Raw genomic sequence first — 18,461 nt, forward strand, 5'->3', positions numbered from 1 at the left:
CATCGGGCAATGGCCTTAGGCCTGAGGTCTCACACGGAGTCGCGCCTGTCGGAGCGGCCTTTAGAAGATCTTGCCGGGGTTGAGCAGGCCGAGGGGGTCGAAGGTCTGCTTGATGCCGCGCTGCATCTCCACGCCCACCGGGCCCAGTTCGCGCGCCAGCCACTCCTTTTTCAGTACGCCGACGCCGTGCTCTCCGGTGATCGTGCCGCCGAGTTCCAGGCCGAGGGCCATGATCTCGTCGAAGGACTCACGGGCGCGACGGGACTCGTCCGGATCGGCGTGGTCGAAACAGACGACGGGGTGGGTGTTGCCGTCGCCCGCGTGCGCGCAGACGCCGATGGTGAGGCCGTACTTCTCGGCGATGGTCGCCGTGCCCTCGATCATCGCGCCCAGCTTCGACCGCGGCACGCAGACGTCGTCGATCATCGTGGCGGATTTGACGGTCTCCAGGGCGGTGAGTGACAACCTCCTTGCCTGGAGCAGCAGTTCGGACTCGGCGACGGTGTCCGCGGGGACGACCTCGGTGGCGCCCGCCGCGCTGCACAGCTCGCCGACGGCGGCCAGATCGGCTGCCGGGTCCGGGGTGTCGAAGGCGGCGAGGAGCAACGCCTCGGTGCTGTCCGGCAGGCCCATGTTCGCCATGGCGTTGACGGCCCGGACGGTCGTACGGTCCATGAGCTCGAGGAGCGAGGGCGTGTGGCCGCGCTCCATGATCGCGCAGACGGCCTCGCAGGCAGCCGCGGCGGAGTCGAACTCGGCGGCCAGGACCAGCTGCGCCGGCGGCTGCGGCCGCAGCGCGAGCACGGCTTTGACAACGACGCCGAGGCTGCCTTCGGAGCCGACGAAGAGCCGGGTGAGGTCGTAGCCCGCGACACCCTTCGCGGTGCGACGGCCGGTGGTGAGCAGGCGTCCGTCGGCGAGAACGACGTCCAGGCCGAGCACGTACTCCGCGGTCACCCCGTACTTGACGCAGCACAGGCCGCCGGACGCGGTGCCGATGTTCCCGCCGATGGTGCACATCTCCCAGCTGGAGGGGTCCGGGGGGTAGTACAGGCCGTGTTCGCCGACGGCGCGGGACAGGACGGCGTTGATGACGCCCGGCTCGACGACCGCGATCCGGTCGACCGGGCTGATCTCCAGGATCCGGTCCATCTTGGTCAGGGACAGCACGATGCAGCCGTCCGAGGCGTTGGCGGCGCCGGACAGGCCGGTACGGGCGCCCTGCGGGACGACGGGGACGCGCAGCGCGGTCGCGGTGCGCATGACGTGCTGGACCTGCTCCACGGTGCGCGGCAGAACGACGACGGCGGGGGTGCCCGCCGCGCAGAAGCTCGCCATGTCGTTCGCGTACGAGGCCGTGATGTCCGGGTCGGTGATCAGTGCCTCGGCGGGCAGACCGGTTCGCAGCCGGTCGAGAAGATCGTCCATGCAGCAAGCCTCGCACCGAGGGCCATCGGTGTGAACCCGTCCGCCTTCCGCTTCGCCCTACCGAGTGTGTTCTTCGTATCGACTGCTTGTTGACGCACAGTGAGCGCCATGAAGAGCGAAACGGTGAAGAACGCCTCGGTCAGCATGCTGGTCGGCGCGACGCTGGTCACCGGGGTGATCATGCTCGCGCCGGGCTGGGGGGAGGACGGCCCGCCGCCGGCACCGGGACCCGCCGCGCGGGCGATGGCCGCAGTGGGCGCGGGGGCTCCGCCTTCCGTCTCCGATCTGGACGCGCTCATCCGCGACCGCGAGAAGTGGCTGGGGGCCCACCCCGGTGACGGGGAGTCGTGGGCGATGCTGGGGTCCGCGTATGTGGAGCGGGGCACGCAGCTGGCGGACCCGGCGTACTACTCGCGGGCGGAGAGCGCGCTGCGGCACTCGCTGGAGGTGGTCCCGGACGACAAGGGGAACGTCGACGCGCTGGTGGGTCTCGCGGCGCTGGCAAACGCCCGGCGCGACTTCGGCGCGGCGCGTACCTGGGGCGAGCGCGCGAAGAAACAGAAACCGGAGCGGTGGACGGTGTATCCGGTGCTGATCGACGCCTACAACGGCCTCGGCGACTACCCGGCCGCGGGCAAGGCGATGGACAAACTCGAGAAGCTGCACTCGGGCGGCCAGACGCTGGGGCTCGCGTCGCAGATCTTCCGGGAGCGGGGCTGGCGCGAGGACGCGGCATCGCTGGCGTACAGCGCGGCCGCGGGCGCCGACGCGCCCGCGGAGAAGGCGGCGGCGCTGCAGCGGCTCGGCGAACTGGCCTGGGAGCGCGGCGAACCGCAAGAGGCGCTGGACAACTACGACGCGTCGCTGCGGTTCGTGAGCAAACACCATCCCTCGCTGGTGGGGCGGGCGCGGGCGCTCGTGGCACTGGGGCGCACCCGGGAGGCCATCCGCGACTACCGGACCGCGCTTCAGCTGGCATCGCTGCCCGAATACGCGCTGGAGACCGGCGAGTTGTACCAGTCGCTGGAGCTGGAGGCCGATGCCGCCACGCAGTACGAGCAACTGCGCGTACGGGCGGCGAAGGCGGAAGAGGACGGAGTGAACGAGCAGTTGGTGCTCGGCCGCTTCGAGGCGGACCACGGGGACCCGGAGTCGGCTGTGGAGCGGCTGACGGGCGAGTGGGTTCGGCAGCACCGGAGTGTGCACGTCGCGGACGCGCTGGGGTGGGCGCTGTACCAGGCGGGCAGGGCGGAGGAGGCGCTGCCGTACGCCAGGAAGGCGACCGGACAGGGGCTGCGGAGCGCGCTGTTCGCGTACCACCGGGGCGAGATCGAGCGCGCACTGGGACAGCCCGGCGCGGCCCGGCGGCACCTGGCGGAGGCGCTGCGGATCAACCCGTACTTCTCGCCGCTGCTGGCCCCGGTGGCCAAGGAGGCACTGGACGAGCTCGGGGAGCCACCGCCGGGCGGCCCGAAGGACGTGACCGGAGAGGAGGAGGCCGCGGGCGAGGCGGAGCAGCCGTCGCCCGGGCAGTCGCCGTCGGAGCAGTCGCCGCCCGAGCAGCCGGCGGCGGAGCAGTCACCGTCGGAGCAGCCGTCGCCCGAGCAGCCGGCGGCGGAGCAGCCGCGCGAGGACTCGGCACAGGAGAAGTCGCAGGAGCCGAAGCTGCCGCCTTCGGCGAATCCGGCTCCGGGCAAACCGTCGGCGGAGGCCGGGACCGATCGGCCGGCGAGCCCGGACGCATCAGGGCCGGGCCTGGACTGACGCGGCGGGCGCGGGTGGAATGTGCGGCGCGGCGCCGTGCGGCGGGACGCCTGCGACGGGCCGTTCCCCTGCCCCGCCCGCCGGCGGACGGAGCGCCGCGCCTGCCCTGCCGCGGTCGGTCGGCTGCGCGGTCGGTCGAGTGTCGGTCCGGTGCGCGGTCGGTCGAGTGTCGGTCCGGTGCGCGGTCGGTCCGGTGCGCGGTCAGTCGGCTGCGCGGTCAGTCGGCTGCGCGCCGCCCTACACCGCCGCCGTGCCGATCAGGGCGTTGCGGGTTACCAGTGCCGCCAGTTCCGCTTCCGTCAGGGAGTCCGTGCCGTCCGGGCGGCGGGGCAGGACCATGTAGCGGGTCTCCGAGGTGGAGTCCCAGACCGTGATCTCCGTTTCGGGCGGCAGCCGCAGGCCGAACTCCTCCAGCACGGCACGGGGTTCCCGGACCACCCTGGAGCGGTAGGCCTCGCTCTTGTACCAGCTCGGGGACGGGCCCAGCAGCCGGATCGGATAGCAGGAGCAGAGCGTGCAGACGATGACGTTGTGCGTGTGCTCGGTGTTCTCGACGACGTGCAGCCGCTGGGGCTGGACTCCCCCCGCGGACAGGCCGAGTTCGGCGACGGCCGCGGTTCCGTCGGCGAGCAGCCGGGCGCGGAAGCCGGCGTCGACCCAAGCCCGGGCCGTCACCCGGGCCCCGTTGGCCGGGGAGGCGCCGCTGAGAAAGGCGTCGATGGCCTCGTCGAGCGCGCCGCCCGCGACGAGGCCGCGCTCTTCCAGGAGCGTCTCGAGGCGGCGTACCCGGCGGGAGATCAGGGCGTCGGCGTGGGTTCCGGTCACGGCTGGTCGTCCTCCAAGTAGCTCTCGAACAGGTCCAGTACGACGTGGTGGTCGCCGTCGCCCCACAGGTCCCGGGCCTCGAACCGTACGGCGTAGACCTGCTCGAAGGGGGCATCCTCGCGCCCCTGGGAGCGCACGTCGGCGAGCGGCGAGCGGCCCTCGGGCTCGACGACCGTGCCGTGCTTGCCGCGGGCGTAGCGGGGCAGCCGGGTGTGGTGCGGCGGGTCGTGGTGCACGGTCCGTACCCGCGCGCCCGGAGCGAATCGGTCGGTGGCGTACGCGGGCTCGTGCGCGGGCTCGTGCGCGGACTCGGGCGCGGCTTCAGTCATCGAGCTCGCCCGCCTCGATGACGCCCTTGCGCTCCAGGAGCGTACGGATCGCGTAGAACCAGCGCTCGTAGTACGAGGCCGCCAAGTACTCGGCGGGCTGCATGGACTCGACGGCGTCGCGGAACTCGTCCAGATTGAAGACCTTTGCCGCGATGAGAGCGCGGTTCAGCGCGAACACTCTGGCCTCCCAGTCGGCGTGGAAGGGTTCGGTGGCGTCCGTCGTATCGATGGGGCCGAAGCCCTGCATACCGCCGACGTCGTTCATCCTGGCCATGCCCGACAGCCTAGATCTTCGTCGCCCGCGCGAGCCGGTGGTTCAGCAGGCCGACACGCCACGGCGCCCGAAGCGTGCGCGAGGTCAGCGCAGAGTGGCGTAGACGATGAGGTTGTCCACCGGGTGGCCCTGCGCGTCGAAGTCTCCGGCGCAGGTGATGAGGCGCAGCGCGCGCTCGGTGGTCGGGCCGTAGACCTTCTGGGTCAGAAACGCGTTCTTGCGGACCGTGTCGGTGCCCGTGACGGTGAAGTGGAGCGTGGTTCCCCGTGTCGTCCGTACGGCGATGTCCGCGCCCTTCGCGATCTTCTTGAGGTCATGGAAGACCGCCCTGCCGAAGCGGGTGTCGTTGTGGCCGATGATCACGGCGGCTCCGCGCTCGCCGGGCACGGCTCCGCCGGTGTACCAGCCTGCGGTCATGCCCTTGTCCGCGGGCGGGACCTCGACCGTTCTGTCGTCGTTGAGGCCGAGCCGCATCAGAGAACTGTCCACGCCTATCGAGGGGATGGCGATGTGCGCCGGGTCCGCGGCCTTCCCCTCGACAGTGGTGGGAGAGGCGGCGGACGGAGCCTTCGCGGCCTGCGGTGAAGTCTGTACGGCGTCGGCCGAGCATCCGGCGACGGTGGCCAGGACGAAGCCGGCGCAGGCGAGCGCGGGCAGCGCGGCGGCCCGCCGCCTCCGGTGGGGTGTACGGGACATGGAGTCTCCAGAGCGGGGACGGCGCCGGCGGGACCGGCGCCGTCCGCAGGCAGGGAAGCGGGTATCAGCCGTTGCGGTGGGAGGCCGAGCGGCGGCGCACCACGAACGTGCCCGCGCCCGCGACCAGCGCGAGGGCCGCGGCCGATCCGGCGAGGGCGGTGGTGTTGCCGCTCGCGCTCCCGGCCGGCCGCTCACCGGCGTTGACGCCACCACGCGGCGCGGCGACTCGCTTCCCGCCCCGTGCCGGGGCGGGCTTGTCACCGGCGGCCACGCCGCCGCGCGGCACGGCCGAAGGCATGCGTTCCTGCGGGGGCGCTGTGACGATGCCGCTGCCGCGGGTGGGCTCGGGGGCCGGCTCGGTCGCCCGCGGCGTGGGCGTGGGGGTCCGCTCGGTCGCCCGCGGCGTGGGCGTGGTGTCGGCGAAGGCGGCCGTGGACGGGACGATCACCGCGCCGGCCACGGCGGTGGCGACGACGAGGGCACGCAGGGACAGACGGTGGGACATGGGGGTGGCTCCATTCCAGCTCGGCCTTGTTGGCACTTGGCGACAGGCTGGCGTGAAGTTATGAAGAAGCTGTCAGAACGCTGTGGTCTTCGGATCAGGGCCAGGACCGGAGCCAGGACCGGGGCCAGGCGGGGCACGAGAATCAGAGCCGATCCGCGGTCTCCTCCGCAACAGGCCGTCCCGCGGCCGGTATCCGCAGCGTGAAGACCGACCCCTTCCCCTCCGCACTCACCGCGTGCACCGTGCCGCCGTGCGCCTCCGCGAGCTTGCGGACGATCGCGAGACCCAGACCGCTGCCGCCGGTGCGGCGGCTGCGGGACTTCTCGGCGCGCCAGAAGCGGTCGAAGACATAGCGAAGATCCTCGGGCGGCATGCCACTGCCGGTGTCGGCGACATCGACGACCACCACATCCCCGTCCGGAGAGGACGCGCTCAGTGTGACGCTGCCGCCGGGCGGGGTGTGGCGTACGGCGTTGGAGACCAGGTTGCCGACGGCCTGCCGCAGCCGCACCGGGTCGGCGCTCAGCTCGGGCACGTCGGCGCCCGGCTCCGTCCCGGCCACCGTCAGCGTGACCTCCGCCGTGTCCGCCTGGGCCTGGTGCGCCGCGGCCACATGTCCGAGAAGCTCCTCGATCCGGACCGGCTCGGGATGCAGCCGCAGCGCGCCCGCGTCCGCCTGGGCCAGGTCCTGGAGGTCGCCGATGATGTGCTGCAGCTGCATCGCCTCCTCCAGCAGGGAGGCGACGAAGGCGGGGTCGGGGTCGGCGACGCCGTCCTGGGCCGCCTCCAGCCAGCCGCGGATATTGCTGAGCGGTGTGCGCAGTTCGTGGGCGACATCGCTGACCATCGCCTTGCGCTGCCTCTCCAGACGCGCGCGGTGCGCCGACATGTCGTTGAAGGCGGCGGCCAGCCGCCCGATCTCGTTGTCCGCGGTGACCGGCACCGGAACAGGGTCCGCGTATCCGCCGTCCTTCATCCGCTGGGCCGCGCCGGTGAGCGCGCGCAGCGGCCGTACGAGCCGGGTGGCGGCGAACAAGGACGCGCCGACGGTGAGTGCCAGCACGAGGGCCGCCGCGCCCGCGATCCGGGCGGTGTTCGCCGGGGAGAGGTCGAAGCCGGGGACGGTCGCGCCGCCGGGGTCGCCGATGAACAGCAGCGCGGGCGTGGCGACATAGGAGCTGAGCTGTTCGCGGCGCGCGGTGCCGACGCAGGAGGCGACGGCGCGGTCGTCGTCGTTGGTGGTGGGCGGGGCCGACGGTTCGGGGGTGGGCGTGGCCTCCGACGGGGTGGTGGGCGTGGCCTCCGTCGGGGTGGTGGGCGTGGCCTCCGTCGGGGTGGTGGGCGTGGCCTCCGTCGGGGTGGTGGGCGTGGCCGAGGGTTCGGGGGTGCTGACGGCCGGCGCGGTGGGGATGCGCCCGGTGGGCGCCGGCCGTCTGTTCCAGGAGAGGTCCAGGTTCAGCTGTACGGCGTGCCGGTCCTGGCGTTTCAGACAGGCGTCGGCCAGCTGGTTGAGGGCGGTGAGCGCCTTGGTCTCGGTGGCGGTGGGTTCCTCCAGCGCGTCGATCGAGCACCGGGTGCCCTCGATGCGGTCGAGGTCGTTGCCGACGGCCTGGATGCGTGGGCGGCCGCTGGGTGTCCCGACGATGTCGGAGGTGACACCTTCGTCGCGCAGGCAGGAGACGATCCGCTCGGCGGTCTCCTGCAACCGGGCGCGTTCGGCCGCCGGCAGCCGGAACGGGCCCACGGCGCGCGGGTCGACGCGGTCCGCGGCGCTCTGGCCGCCGCCGGCCGGGAGCGTGCCGTCCACGGAGAGCGGGTCGACGACGGCCGACGTCTGCGGCGGCAGCGCGGGCGGCTTGTCCTGGGTCGCCGAGTCGGCGAGGGGCGCACGCTGCGGCGTGGTCAGCGCGATCCGGCGCCCGGTCTGCCGGGCCAGATCGGTGACGGTCCGGTCCACGCCGTCCCACCGGGGGTGGGTCGCCGCGTAGCCGAGGAGGGTGTTGTAGATCCGGGCGTCGTCGGTGAGGTTCTGTCCCTGCTCCTGCTTGATGGCGCCGGAGGTGGTCTGCACGGCCAGCCAGGCGGTGGCGGCCACCGAGCAGGCGGCCACCAGCGCGGACACGGCGAGCAGTCGGCCGAGCAGGCTCTTGCGCAGCGGCAGCCGTCGCTCCGGGGACGGGGTGCCACGAGGAGGTGGATCGCTACGAGGAGGCACGAGCCGCGCTCTTCGCCGGGTCGGTCAGCTTGTAGCCGACGCCGAAGACGGTGAGCAGCCGGGCGGGCCGCCGCGGCGCGGGCTCGATCTTCTTGCGGAGGTTCATGATGTGCACGTCGACGGTGCGGTCGCTGATGTAGCGGTCGAAGCCGTGCAGTTCCTCCAGCAGCCGCTGCCGGGTGAAGACCCGGTCGGGTTCGGCGGCCATCGCGGCGAGGATGCGGAACTCACCGGGCGTGCAGTCGACCGGGCCGCCTTCGACGCTCACCTCGTGCCGGTCCGGGTCGACGACGAGCGTGCCCACCGCGAGGACGGCAGCGGCCGGCGGGTCCGCGCCCGCCGAGAGCCGGGTACGGCGCAGCAGTGTGCGCACCCGGGCCATCAACTCCCGTGGGCTGTACGGCTTGGTCATGTAGTCGTCGGCGCCGAGGTCCAGGCCGAGCAGCAGATCGTCCTCGGTACTGCGGGCCGTCAGCATCAGCACGGGCAGCTCCCGGGCCTCGGCCCGCAGCACGCGCAGCACGTCCAGGCCGTCGGCCCGCGGCATCATCACATCGAGCACCAGCAGGTCGGGGGCCTTGTACCGGACGGACTCGATGGCCGCTCTGCCGTCGCGTACGACCGTGACGGTGTGGCCCTCCCGTTCCAGATAACGGCGGACCAGCTCGGCCTGCTTCTCGTCGTCCTCGGCGACCATGACGTTTGCGCACACGTCGCCGATCGTAAGCAGTTCGGCGGCCCCACGGGTCAGGATCCGTGGGGCCGCCGCGACTTGAGGGTCAGCTGTTGCAGATTGTGGTTCAGCTGCTACAGGTTTCCGCGCTTCTCCTGCTCGCGCTCGATCGCCTCGAAGAGCGCCTTGAAGTTGCCCTTGCCGAAGCCCATCGAGCCGTGCCGCTCGATCATCTCGAAGAAGACCGTCGGCCGGTCCTGAACCGGCTTGGTGAAGATCTGCAGCAGATAGCCGTCCTCGTCACGGTCGACGAGGATCTTCAGCTCGCGCAGCGTCTCGACGGGCACCCGGGTCTCGCCCGCCCACTCGCCGAGGGTGTCGTAGTACGAGTCGGGGGTGTCCAGGAACGCGACTCCCGCCGCCCGCATGGAGCGTACGGTCGCGACGATGTCGTTCGTGGCGAGCGCGATGTGCTGGACGCCGGCCCCGCCGTAGAACTCCAGATACTCGTCGATCTGCGACTTCTTCTTCGCGATCGCCGGCTCGTTGATCGGGAACTTCACCTTCAGCGTGCCGTCGGCGACGACCTTCGACATGAGCGCGGAGTACTCGGTGGCGATGTCGTCGCCCACGAACTCCTTCATGTTGGTGAAGCCCATGACCTTGTTGTAGAAGGCCACCCACTCGTTCATCCTGCCGAGCTCGACATTGCCGACGCAGTGGTCGATGGCCTGGAAGGTGCGCTTGGCCGGCGGCTCGACGATCGGGTCGGCGGCGGCGAAGCCGGGCAGGTACGGGCCGTCGTAGCCGGAGCGGTCGACGAGGGTGTGCCGGGTCTTGCCGTACGTGGCAATCGCGGCCAGCACCACCGTGCCGTGCTCGTCCTTGATCTCGTACGGCTCGGTGATGCCGCGGGCGCCGTGCTCGGTGGCGTACGCGTACGCGGCGCGCGCGTCCGGCACCTCGATGGCCAGGTCGACGACGCCGTCGCCGTGCTCGGCGACATGGTCGGCGAGGAAGCGGCCCCAGTCGGTGGCGGTCTTGATCACGGAGGTGAACACAAAGCGTGCGGCGCCGTTGGTGAGGACGTAACTCGCGGTCTCGCGACTGCCGTTCTCCGGTCCGGAGTAGGCGACGAGCTTCATGCCGAAGGCCGTGGAGTAGAAGTGCGCGGCCTGCTTGGCATTGCCGACGGCGAAGACGACCGCGTCCATTCCCTTCACCGGGAAGGGATCTGCCTTACGCGCGGTGGTCGGGGTGTGATCGATGGTCTCAGTCATACGGGCAGGCTCCCCCCGATCCACAAGGTGCGCAACAGTTTGAGTTTCCACTGGGCAATATGCACAGCAGTCAGCGAGCATGACCGGGCTATCTGTACATGATGACCATTCGGGAGAGACCATGGCGATCGATCATCTGGACGGTCGGCTCATCGTGCTGCTGGCGCGCGAGCCGAGGATCGGGGTGCTCGAGGCGTCCCGCCGACTCGGCGTGGCCCGCGGGACCGTGCAGGCGCGTCTGGACCGCCTTCAGTCCAATGGAGTCATCCGCGGTTTCGGTCCGAACGTCGATCCGGCGGCTCTCGGCTACCCGGTGACCGCCTTCGCCACACTGGAGATCAAGCAGGGGCAAGGGGCCGATGTACGCGCCCATTTGGCGGGCGTCCCCGAGGTGCTCGAGCTGCACACCACCACCGGCCACGGCGACATGCTCTGCCGGCTCGTCGCCCGCTCCAACGCCGATCTTCAACGGGTGATCGACCGTGTTGTCGGTTTTGATGGCATCGTGCGGGCCTCGACAGCGATCGTCATGGAGAATCCCGTGCCCTTGCGGATCATTCCGCTGGTGGAGCAGGCCGCGGAGGACGAAAGCGTCTGAGGTGACGGTGTGAGCTTCTGGGAGTACTTGGTCACCAATCACCAGCAGCTGCTCACCGACGCCTACCAGCAGGCCAGTCTCGTCTTCCAGTGCATGGTGATCGCCACGCTTCTCGGTGTGCTGATCGGCCTCCTCACCTATCACAGCGGGTGGGGCGGCAACCTCGCCGTGACCTCGACCGCGGTGATCCTCACCATCCCCTCGCTCGCTCTGATCGGTCTGCTGATCCCGATGGTGGGCCTCGGGGTGCCGCCCACCGTGATCACCCTGACGCTGTACGGGCTGCTGCCGATCGTCCGTAACTCCGTCGTCGGGCTGCGCGGCGTGGACCCCTCGCTCGTGGACGCCGCGAAGGGCATCGGGATGTCCCGGGTGTCCCGGCTCCTCGGAGTGGAGCTGGCGCTCGCCTGGCCGCCGATCCTGACCGGCATCCGGGTCTCCACGCAGATGCTGATGGGTATCGCCGCGATCGCCGCGTACGCCTCCGGTCCCGGCCTCGGCAATGAGATCTTCCGCGGCATCGCCTCGCTGGGCAGCGCCAACGCACTCAACCAGGTGCTCGCGGGGACCATCGGCATCGTCATCCTCGCGCTGCTCTTCGACGCCGCGTACGTGGGCATCGGCCGTCTCACCATCTCGAGGGGGATCCGTGCCTGAGTCCGCCGCTTCCGGGGCCTCCATCGAGCTGGAGAACCTGACCAAGCGCTATCCGGGGAACCCCGAGCCGGCCGTGGACAACGTTTCGATGGGGATCAAGGCGGGCGAGACGGTGATCCTCGTGGGTCCGTCCGGCTGCGGCAAGTCGACCACGCTGAGGATGATCAACCGGCTGATCGAGCCGAGTTCCGGGCGGATCAGGATCGACGACGAGGACGTCACCGACATGGACCCGGTGAAGCTGCGGCGGAAGATCGGATACGCGATCCAGTCCTCCGGACTCTTCCCGCACATGACGGTCGCGGAGAACATCGCCCTCGTACCGAAGATGATCGGCTGGCCGAAGAAGAAGGTGAACGCCCGGGTCGAGGAGATGCTCGATCTGGTGGGGCTGGATCCGCGGGAGTTCCACGGGCGCTATCCGCGGCAGCTGTCGGGCGGCCAGCAGCAGCGGGTGGGCGTCGCGCGGGCGCTCGCCGCGGATCCCCCCGTCCTGCTGATGGACGAGCCGTTCGGGGCCGTCGACCCGATCACCCGCGATCACCTGCAGGACGAACTGATCAGGTTGCAGCACGAGTTGCACAAGACGATCGTCTTCGTCACGCACGACTTCGACGAGGCGATCAAGCTCGGGGACCGGATCGCGGTACTGCGGGAGCGTTCGCACATCGCGCAGTTCGACACTCCGGAGGCGATCCTCACCAATCCGGCTGACGACTTCGTCTCCGGCTTCGTCGGCGCGGGTGCGGCGCTCAAGCGGCTCAATCTCACCCGGGTACGAGACGTCGGGATCGCCGACTTCCCGACAGTGACCGTGGACGACACGCTCCAGTCGGTCTTCAACAAGCTGCGCAGGGGCCTGCACAACGAGGTGCTGATGCTGGACCGGCGCGGCCGCCCGTACAAATGGCTGCGGCGCGGCGATCTGATGCGCGCCAAGGGGTCCCTGGCCAGGGCGGGGCAGCTGGTGCAGGACACGGTGACCCGGGACGCGACACTGCACGACGCGCTGGAGGCGGTGCTCACGGACTCCAGCGGGCGGGTCGCGGTGACCGGGCGGCGTGGCGCGTACATCGGCGTTGTCGACATGGAGACTCTGATGAACTCCGTGCACGAGATGCTCGAGGCCGACCGGCTCACCGCCATCGAGCACCAGCACGACCTGGAGGAGCTGCGACACCACCGGACAGATGTGGCGCTGGAGGGCGGTGCGGGCGGATGAGTACAGCTCCCGACCGCCCGGCAGGCGAGCACGAGGCCGGCCCTGACTTCCCGGACGAGGAGGAGCTCCCTCCTCCGGCTCCGCCGCCGAAACGGCGGATCACCTGGCAGAAGCTGGTGGTACTGCCCGCCGTTCTCACCATCGTCCTGCTGGTGACCTTCCTGTGGATCTCCAACACCCATCTCGACGCGATCGCCGAGAACTCCCTGTCGGGCGGCAATGTGCAGCTGCGGGTGTGGCAGCAGATCCAGCTCACCGCGATCTCCACCTTCTGGGTACTGATCATCGCGATCCCGCTGGGCATCGCGCTGACCCGGCCGGGCCTGAGCAAGGCAGCGCCGCCCGTCACCGCGATCGCCAACGTCGGGCAGGCGACCCCGGCCATCGGCCTGCTGGCACTGCTGGTGATCTGGCTGGGCATCGGTCCGTCGACGGCGATCATCGGCATGGTCATCTACGCGGTGCTGCCGGTGCTCTCCAACACGGTGGCGGGTCTGAAGGCGATCGATCCGCAGCTGGTGGAGGCCTCGCGCGGGATCGGCATGTCGGCGTTCGGCACGCTGACCAGAGTCGAACTGCCGCTCGCCGTACCGCTGATCCTCGCCGGCGTACGCACGGCCCTGGTGCTCAATGTCGGCACGGCCACGCTCGCCACCTTCGGCGGTGGCGGCGGCCTGGGCGACCTGATCACCTCGGGCATCCAGACCCAGCGGATGCCTGTGCTGATCCTCGGCTCGGTGCTGACCGTGGCGCTGGCGCTGCTGGTGGACTGGCTGGCCTCGCTGGCCGAGCTGGTGCTCACGCCGCGCGGGCTGGAGGCGTGATGCGCTCCCTGCGCGCGGCGCCGAGCGGGGCGGCGGTACTGGCGCTGACGCTGACCTGCCTGACGGGCCTGGGCGGCTGCGGCCTCAAGAGCGGTTCGCCAATGGTGGACGACGTGGCGCCGGGTTCGGTCGGCAACGGCGAACCGCTCAAGGGCGCCTCGCTGACAGTCGCTTCGAAGAACTTCAGCGAGAACATCATCCTCGGCCAGATGATCGGCCTGATCTTCAAGGCGGCGGGCGCGGAGGTTCTGGACCGTACGAATCTGCCCGGCTCGATCAGTGCGCGCCAGGCGATCGTCGGCGGCGACGCGGACGCGATGTACGACTACACCGGCACCGGCTGGATCACTTATCTGGGGCACCAGAAGCCGATCGTCAGCCCGCAGGCTCAGTGGCAGGCGGTGCACAACGAGGATCTGAAGAACGGCGTCACCTGGCTGCCGCAGTCCACGCTCAACAACACCTACACGCTGGCGATCAGCAAGAAGAACAACGCGAAGTACCACCTCAAGACGATGTCGGACATGGCGGCGCTGTCGAGGAAGGACCCGTCGGCGGTGACGGTCTGCGTGGAGAACGAGTTCGCCTCGCGCGAGGACGGACTGACGGGCATGGAGCAGGCGTACGGGATGAAGATCCCGGCCGCGAACATCAAGAAGATGGACGCCGGGATCATCTACACGCAGGTGTCGAAGTCCAATTCCTGCCTGCTGGGAGAGGCGTACACCACGGACGGCCGGATCAAGGCGATGGATCTGGACACCCTCGCGGACGACAAGCACTTCTTCCCCAACTACAACGCGGCGCCGGTGATCCACAGCAGGACGATCGAGAAGTGGCCGGTGATCGCGAGCCTGCTCAACCCGCTGAGCGCGAGGCTGACGACGCAGATCGCGCAGGATCTCAACGCGAAGGTGGATGTGGACGGCGAGGACCCGCACAAGGTGGCAAAGGACTGGCTGATCCAGGAGGCCTTCATCAAGAAGGGCTAGCCGCCCGGCTCAAGGCCGCAGGCCTCGGGGCCGCAGGCCCCACGCTCGCTCGTCCCCGGCTCGCAGTCCCCGGCTCGCAAAGACCTGGTTGCAAAGAACCTCTTGCAACGACTTCTTTGCAAGGCTATCTTTGCAACATGCCCGAGTCCGCACCACGCAACTACCGCTCGCTCGACCCGCGCTCGCTGCGCGGCCTCGCCCATCCACTGCGCATGCGCCTGCTGAACACGCTGCGGCACGACGGGCCCGCCACCGCCTCCCAACTGGCTCACAAACTGGGCGAGTCCAGCGGGGCCACCAGCTACCACCTGCGCCAGCTCGCCGCGCACGGCTTCGTCGAGGACGACCCCGAGCGCGGCAAGGGCCGGGAGCGCTGGTGGAAGGCTTCGGAGGACGGGACAAGCTTCGACGACTCCCTGTTCACCGACCCCGACCCGGCGGTGCGCGGCGCCGCGGACCTCTTTCTGCACGAGGTCGCGACCATGCACACCCAGGAGGTCGGCACCTGGCTCGGCACCGCACGCGAGTGGCCCGACGAGTGGCGCAGAAGCTCGGACATGAGCGACTGGACCCTGCGGCTGACGCCCGCACAGGCCTACGAACTCAACGAAAAGGTCCATGAACTCATCGAGAGCTACCGGGACTTGGCACCGAGTGCAGAGTCCGCCGAGGACGCCGCCCAGGTCCGAATGCACCTGCACGCCTTCCCGCGCTCCACCGACTGAGGGGAACCACCGGCCATGCACCCCGACATACATCTGCGGCTGCACCACCTGCGCGCCGCGGAGCTCCATGAGAGGGCCCTCGCGCATCGCCCGCAGCGCGCGGACATCCGCACACAACTGGGCTGGACGCTCGTCGAGTTGGGGCTGCGCCTGGTGCAGCAGCCGCCCGCACGGGCCGCGCGCATCGCATGAGGTCCAAGGGGGGACGCGGGCCGCTCGTCACCGTACTGGCCGCCAACGCCGTATCGATCACCGGCAATTCACTCACTCTCATCGGCGTCCCGTGGTTCGCGCTGCAGACCACGGGCAGCCCGGGCAAGGCGGGCCTGGTCGCCTTCTGTGCGACTCTGCCGGTCGTCGTCTCGGCGATCACCGGCGGACCGGTCATCGACCGGATCGGCCGCCGCCGGGTCAGCATCGCCTCGGACCTCGTCTGCGCGCTCGCGCTCGCCGCGATCCCGCTGCTGGACTACGCGGGCGCGCTCGAATTCTGGATGCTCTGCGCGCTGATGGCCGTCACCGGGTTCTTCCACGCACCCGGCGAAACCGCACGTTATGTCCTCATACCCGACCTCGCCAAGGCAGCGCGCACCCCCCTCACCCGGGCCGCAAGCCTCTTCGACGCGGTCTCGCGCGGAGCCAGGATGGCCGGGGCGACACTGGCCGGCCTCCTCATCGCACTGACCGGCGCGGAGGCCGTGCTGCTGCTGGACGCCGCCACCTTCTGCGGATCCGCGCTGCTGATCTCCCTGGGCCTACGAGGGCTGAGCGCGGCCGAGCCACAGCGGCGGGCGGCACCCGTCTCGCTGGCCGCGTACCGGGGTGAACTGCGCGAGGGCTACGCCTTCCTGCTGCGCAGCCGGCTGCTGCTGGGCGTCGTGGTGATGGTGATGCTCACCAACGGCCTCGACCAGGGCTGGAGTTCAGTACTGCTGCCGGTGCATGCCAAGGAGAACCTCGGCGGCGCCGGGGACCTGGGCCTGCTGGTCGCGGTCTTCGGCGGCTGCGCCCTGCTCGGCGCGCTGCTCTACGGCGCGATCGGGCACCGGTTCCCGCGGCGGGCGCTGTTCACCGTCGCCTTTGTTCTCTGCGGGCTGCCGAGGTTCGTGGTGGCGGCGCTGACGGACGGCACGGCGCCACTCGCGGCGACGATGGCGGTGGGCGGGCTGGGGGCCGGGATGCTCAACCCGATCCTCACCACGATCATGTACGAGCGCGTTCCCGAGAAACTGCGCAGCCGGGTCGCGGGCGTGACCACCGCGGGAGTGCTGCTGACCGCGCCGCTCGGCGGTCTGGCGGCGGGCTTTCTGATCGAGCAGGCAGGACTGGCGACCGCGCTGCTCGTCATCGGCGGGGCGTACTTCCTGACGACGCTGGCTCCGGCGGTGTTCCCGAGCTGGCGGGAGATGGATACGGGCCGGCAAGCCGCGGCGCACCCGGAGCCGTGCCCGGCTTCTTCGGCCGCGGACCTCAGCAGCTCGGAACCTTGCCGCCCTTCTCCAGCGCCCGAAGGGAGTCCACCGCGCTCTTCAGCGTCGTGACGGGGATCAGCCGCAGCCCACCGGGCAGTTCGGCCTTCGCGTCGGAGCACTCGTCCTTGGGAACGAGGAAGACACTCGCCCCGTCGCGCTTGGCGGCCTGAGTCTTCAGGGCCACCCCGCCGACCGCGCCGACCTTGCCTTCGGGAGTGATGGTGCCCGTACCGGCGATATTGCGGCCACCGGTGAGATCGCCGCCGGCGCCGTCGCCGGCGAGCTTGTCGACGATGCCGAGCGAGAAGAGCAGCCCGGCACTGGGCCCGCCGACATCGGCGAGATGGAGCTGGACCTTCACCTTCGACGGGTCCTTGCGGAGGTAGGAGAGCGCCGCCTGGGTGGCGACGTCCTGCGACTTCTCCATGTCCGCGACATTGCGCCGGTTGATCTCCTCGTCGGACTTGCCGGGGGGATAGACGGATTCGTGCGGCAGGACCGCGCGCTCCGTGCTGAACCAGGCGCCGACGACATCGCCGAGGTCGACCTCGGCGGACGGCCCGGTCGCCACGATGGTCGTCATCCGCAGCGCGCCTTCGGTCCTACGCGTGGGCACGCCGGAGATGGTGATGATCGGCTTGCCCTGGTCCTTCCCGAGCACGTTCGCGGTCATCCCGGGCTCCGCCACGGCATACGGCAGCGGCGCGAGCCCGGCGACGGCGAACAGCGCGACGACAGGGAGGGCGCAGAGGGCGATGGCGCGGGGGCGCGTGAGACGGGAGAGCACGGTGTCAATCTATCTGCCACCGGAGCGGGGGCGCGGGGGCTGCGGCGGGGCTGACCGTTACCCGGTGCGGCGAGCCTGCCGGGTCCGCGGCATCGTTCACGCGGGCCGGGGGACGCGCAGGGGTCGTGTCCGGGACGTAAAACGTCGCAACTCGCGCGAAGCGCGGTGAGGAAAGCAGTCCCGAACACGAGCCCCGGAGCGGACCCGGACGCCCACCGCCCAAGACCGGTCACGCCCGAAGCCGCACCCCGCAAGGGACCCGCACCCCGGGCAACCGGGAACCGCACCGCATCCGGGCACGCCCGAAGCCGCAACCCACCGGCCGCGGCCGTACACCGGGCCAGGGGACGCGCAGGGGTCGTGTCCGGGACGTAAAACGTCGCAACTCGCGCGAAGCGCGGTGAGGAAAGCAGTCCCGAACACGAGCCCCGGAGCGGACCCGGACGCCCACCGCCCAAGACCGGTCACGCCCGAAGCCGCACCCCGCAAGGGACCCGCACCCCGGGCAACCGGGAACCGCACCGCATCCGCATCCGCGTCAGCGCAACGCGTCCGCCACCTCGCGCGCCGCGTCCACCACCCTCGGCCCCACCCGCTCCGGCACCGAGTCGGCCAGCATCACCACACCCACGCTGCCCTCTATCCCGGTCACCCCGACCAGGGCCGCGGCCGCACCACTCGCGCCCGCCTCCAGCTCGCCGTGGGTGAGCGTGTACCCGGGCTCCTTCGACTTGCTCTGCCGGGCCGCGAGGATCGCCTTCCCCGCCGCGCCCCGGTCCAGCGGATGACGGAAGCCCGCCCGGTAGGCGACGTGGTAGTCCGTCCAGGTCGGCTCGACGACGGCGACCGCAAGGGCCTCCGCGCCGTCGACGAGGGTGAGATGAGCTGTGGCCCCTATGTCCTCCGCGAGCGAGCGCAGGGCCGGCATCGCGGCCTCCCGCACCAGCGGGTGCACCTGGCGGCCCAGGCGCAGCACGCCGAGGCCCACTCTGGCGCGCCCGCCCAGATCGCGGCGGACGAGGGCGTGCTGCTCCAGGGTGGCGAGCAGACGGTAGACGACGGTTCGGTTGACCCCGAGTTTGTTGGACAACTCGGTGACGGTCAGCCCGTGGTCGGTGTCGGCGAGCAGCTTGAGGACACGTAGTCCTCTGTCGAGCGTCTGGGAGGTTTCCGCGGTCACGACGCCCTCTCCTTT

At 70.6% G+C, this 18,461-nt stretch carries 20 protein-coding genes; 9 read left to right on the top strand and 11 right to left on the bottom strand.

Annotation, left to right across the window (positions count from 1 at the left end; all coding sequences use genetic code 11):
• Window positions 1-60: 60 nt before the first annotated feature.
• The gene (locus OG966_RS15255; RefSeq protein ID WP_326650162.1) at window positions 61-1,428 is read right to left on the bottom strand and encodes an FAD-binding oxidoreductase; all 1,368 of its coding nucleotides are present in this window, start codon (window positions 1,426-1,428) and stop codon (window positions 61-63) included.
• A 108-nt stretch (window positions 1,429-1,536) separates the two neighbouring features.
• Between OG966_RS15255 and OG966_RS15260 the strand changes: the two genes are divergently transcribed.
• Window positions 1,537-3,192 (top strand): tetratricopeptide repeat protein, encoded by a 1,656-nt coding sequence (locus OG966_RS15260; RefSeq protein WP_326650163.1) that lies wholly within the window; start codon window positions 1,537-1,539, stop codon window positions 3,190-3,192.
• Between the two features lie 237 nt (window positions 3,193-3,429).
• Here the strand turns inward: OG966_RS15260 and nthA are convergent, their stop codons facing one another.
• From nthA to hppD, 8 genes are all read right to left on the bottom strand, one after another.
• Window positions 3,430-4,017: a nitrile hydratase subunit alpha gene (nthA, locus tag OG966_RS15265; RefSeq protein ID WP_326650164.1), complete on the bottom strand. Its 588-nt coding sequence runs from the start codon at window positions 4,015-4,017 to the stop codon at window positions 3,430-3,432.
• Window positions 4,014-4,346 (bottom strand): SH3-like domain-containing protein, encoded by a 333-nt coding sequence (locus OG966_RS15270; protein WP_326650165.1) that lies wholly within the window; start codon window positions 4,344-4,346, stop codon window positions 4,014-4,016. The genes nthA and OG966_RS15270 overlap by 4 nt, the downstream gene beginning before the upstream one ends.
• Window positions 4,339-4,620 carry a hypothetical protein gene (locus tag OG966_RS15275; RefSeq protein ID WP_326650166.1) on the bottom strand — a complete coding sequence of 94 codons (282 nt, stop codon included), beginning with the start codon at window positions 4,618-4,620 and terminating at the stop codon, window positions 4,339-4,341. The genes OG966_RS15270 and OG966_RS15275 overlap by 8 nt, the downstream gene beginning before the upstream one ends.
• Before the next feature lie 84 nt (window positions 4,621-4,704).
• Window positions 4,705-5,316: a class F sortase gene (locus tag OG966_RS15280; protein ID WP_326650167.1), complete on the bottom strand. Its 612-nt coding sequence runs from the start codon at window positions 5,314-5,316 to the stop codon at window positions 4,705-4,707.
• 64 nt (window positions 5,317-5,380) lie between these two features.
• Window positions 5,381-5,821: a hypothetical protein gene (locus OG966_RS15285; RefSeq protein ID WP_326650168.1), complete on the bottom strand. Its 441-nt coding sequence runs from the start codon at window positions 5,819-5,821 to the stop codon at window positions 5,381-5,383.
• Window positions 5,822-5,963: 142 nt separating this feature from the next.
• Window positions 5,964-8,036, bottom strand: coding sequence for a sensor histidine kinase (locus tag OG966_RS15290; protein WP_326650169.1), 2,073 nt, complete (start codon window positions 8,034-8,036; stop codon window positions 5,964-5,966).
• Window positions 8,023-8,748, bottom strand: a complete 726-nt coding sequence (locus OG966_RS15295) for a response regulator transcription factor (RefSeq protein ID WP_326650170.1) — start codon at window positions 8,746-8,748, stop codon at window positions 8,023-8,025. Before OG966_RS15295 ends, OG966_RS15290 begins: the two co-directional genes overlap by 14 nt.
• A gap of 95 nt (window positions 8,749-8,843) precedes the next feature.
• Window positions 8,844-9,989, bottom strand: a complete 1,146-nt coding sequence (hppD, locus tag OG966_RS15300) for a 4-hydroxyphenylpyruvate dioxygenase (protein ID WP_326650171.1) — start codon at window positions 9,987-9,989, stop codon at window positions 8,844-8,846.
• A 121-nt stretch (window positions 9,990-10,110) separates the two neighbouring features.
• Here hppD and OG966_RS15305 point away from each other — a divergent pair, with 121 nt between their 5' ends.
• The 8 genes from OG966_RS15305 to OG966_RS15340 all read left to right on the top strand — a co-directional run bounded on the left by OG966_RS15305 (window position 10,111) and on the right by OG966_RS15340 (window position 16,548).
• Window positions 10,111-10,587, top strand: a complete 477-nt coding sequence (locus OG966_RS15305) for an Lrp/AsnC family transcriptional regulator (protein ID WP_326650172.1) — start codon at window positions 10,111-10,113, stop codon at window positions 10,585-10,587.
• 9 nt (window positions 10,588-10,596) lie between these two features.
• Window positions 10,597-11,244, top strand: a complete 648-nt coding sequence (locus OG966_RS15310) for an ABC transporter permease (protein WP_326650173.1) — start codon at window positions 10,597-10,599, stop codon at window positions 11,242-11,244.
• Window positions 11,237-12,466, top strand: a complete 1,230-nt coding sequence (locus OG966_RS15315) for a betaine/proline/choline family ABC transporter ATP-binding protein (protein WP_326650174.1) — start codon at window positions 11,237-11,239, stop codon at window positions 12,464-12,466. The genes OG966_RS15310 and OG966_RS15315 overlap by 8 nt, the downstream gene beginning before the upstream one ends.
• Window positions 12,463-13,290: an ABC transporter permease gene (locus tag OG966_RS15320; RefSeq protein ID WP_326650175.1), complete on the top strand. Its 828-nt coding sequence runs from the start codon at window positions 12,463-12,465 to the stop codon at window positions 13,288-13,290. The genes OG966_RS15315 and OG966_RS15320 overlap by 4 nt, the downstream gene beginning before the upstream one ends.
• Window positions 13,290-14,282 carry a glycine betaine ABC transporter substrate-binding protein gene (locus tag OG966_RS15325; RefSeq protein ID WP_442806708.1) on the top strand — a complete coding sequence of 331 codons (993 nt, stop codon included), beginning with the start codon at window positions 13,290-13,292 and terminating at the stop codon, window positions 14,280-14,282. The genes OG966_RS15320 and OG966_RS15325 overlap by 1 nt, the downstream gene beginning before the upstream one ends.
• 137 nt (window positions 14,283-14,419) lie before the next feature.
• Entirely contained in the window at window positions 14,420-15,007 is a 588-nt protein-coding gene (locus tag OG966_RS15330; RefSeq protein ID WP_326650176.1) for a winged helix-turn-helix domain-containing protein, read from the top strand.
• 15 nt (window positions 15,008-15,022) lie between these two features.
• The gene (locus tag OG966_RS15335; protein WP_326650177.1) at window positions 15,023-15,199 is read left to right on the top strand and encodes a hypothetical protein; all 177 of its coding nucleotides are present in this window, start codon (window positions 15,023-15,025) and stop codon (window positions 15,197-15,199) included.
• A complete protein-coding gene (locus OG966_RS15340; protein ID WP_326650178.1) occupies window positions 15,196-16,548 on the top strand; it encodes an MFS transporter in 1,353 nt (450 codons plus the stop codon). Before OG966_RS15335 ends, OG966_RS15340 begins: the two co-directional genes overlap by 4 nt.
• Here the strand turns inward: OG966_RS15340 and OG966_RS15345 are convergent.
• Both OG966_RS15345 and OG966_RS15350 read right to left on the bottom strand, forming a co-directional pair.
• Window positions 16,478-17,266, bottom strand: coding sequence for a YlbL family protein (locus OG966_RS15345; protein WP_326650179.1), 789 nt, complete (start codon window positions 17,264-17,266; stop codon window positions 16,478-16,480). The genes OG966_RS15340 and OG966_RS15345 overlap by 71 nt on opposite strands.
• Before the next feature lie 538 nt (window positions 17,267-17,804).
• Window positions 17,805-18,446 carry an IclR family transcriptional regulator gene (locus OG966_RS15350; protein WP_326650180.1) on the bottom strand — a complete coding sequence of 214 codons (642 nt, stop codon included), beginning with the start codon at window positions 18,444-18,446 and terminating at the stop codon, window positions 17,805-17,807.
• Between the last annotated feature and the right edge of the window lie 15 nt (window positions 18,447-18,461).

The organism is Streptomyces sp. NBC_01750, from assembly GCF_035918095.1.
Classification (GTDB): Bacteria; Actinomycetota; Actinomycetes; order Streptomycetales; family Streptomycetaceae; genus Streptomyces.

Excerpts from the sequence above, each read along its gene's own strand:
- OG966_RS15255 (WP_326650162.1), bottom strand. The coding sequence starts at position 1,428 with ATGGACGATCTTCTCGACCGGCTGCGAACCGGTCTGCCCGCCGAGGCA.
- OG966_RS15260 (WP_326650163.1), top strand. The coding sequence starts at position 1,537 with ATGAAGAGCGAAACGGTGAAGAACGCCTCGGTCAGCATGCTGGTCGGC.
- OG966_RS15270 (WP_326650165.1), bottom strand. The coding sequence starts at position 4,346 with ATGACTGAAGCCGCGCCCGAGTCCGCGCACGAGCCCGCGCACGAGCCC.
- OG966_RS15275 (WP_326650166.1), bottom strand. The coding sequence starts at position 4,620 with ATGGCCAGGATGAACGACGTCGGCGGTATGCAGGGCTTCGGCCCCATC.
- OG966_RS15280 (WP_326650167.1), bottom strand. The coding sequence starts at position 5,316 with ATGTCCCGTACACCCCACCGGAGGCGGCGGGCCGCCGCGCTGCCCGCG.
- OG966_RS15285 (WP_326650168.1), bottom strand. The coding sequence starts at position 5,821 with ATGTCCCACCGTCTGTCCCTGCGTGCCCTCGTCGTCGCCACCGCCGTG.
- hppD (WP_326650171.1), bottom strand. The coding sequence starts at position 9,989 with ATGACTGAGACCATCGATCACACCCCGACCACCGCGCGTAAGGCAGAT.
- OG966_RS15305 (WP_326650172.1), top strand. The coding sequence starts at position 10,111 with ATGGCGATCGATCATCTGGACGGTCGGCTCATCGTGCTGCTGGCGCGC.
- OG966_RS15320 (WP_326650175.1), top strand. The coding sequence starts at position 12,463 with ATGAGTACAGCTCCCGACCGCCCGGCAGGCGAGCACGAGGCCGGCCCT.
- OG966_RS15325 (WP_442806708.1), top strand. The coding sequence starts at position 13,290 with ATGCGCTCCCTGCGCGCGGCGCCGAGCGGGGCGGCGGTACTGGCGCTG.
- OG966_RS15330 (WP_326650176.1), top strand. The coding sequence starts at position 14,420 with ATGCCCGAGTCCGCACCACGCAACTACCGCTCGCTCGACCCGCGCTCG.
- OG966_RS15335 (WP_326650177.1), top strand. The coding sequence starts at position 15,023 with ATGCACCCCGACATACATCTGCGGCTGCACCACCTGCGCGCCGCGGAG.
- OG966_RS15340 (WP_326650178.1), top strand. The coding sequence starts at position 15,196 with ATGAGGTCCAAGGGGGGACGCGGGCCGCTCGTCACCGTACTGGCCGCC.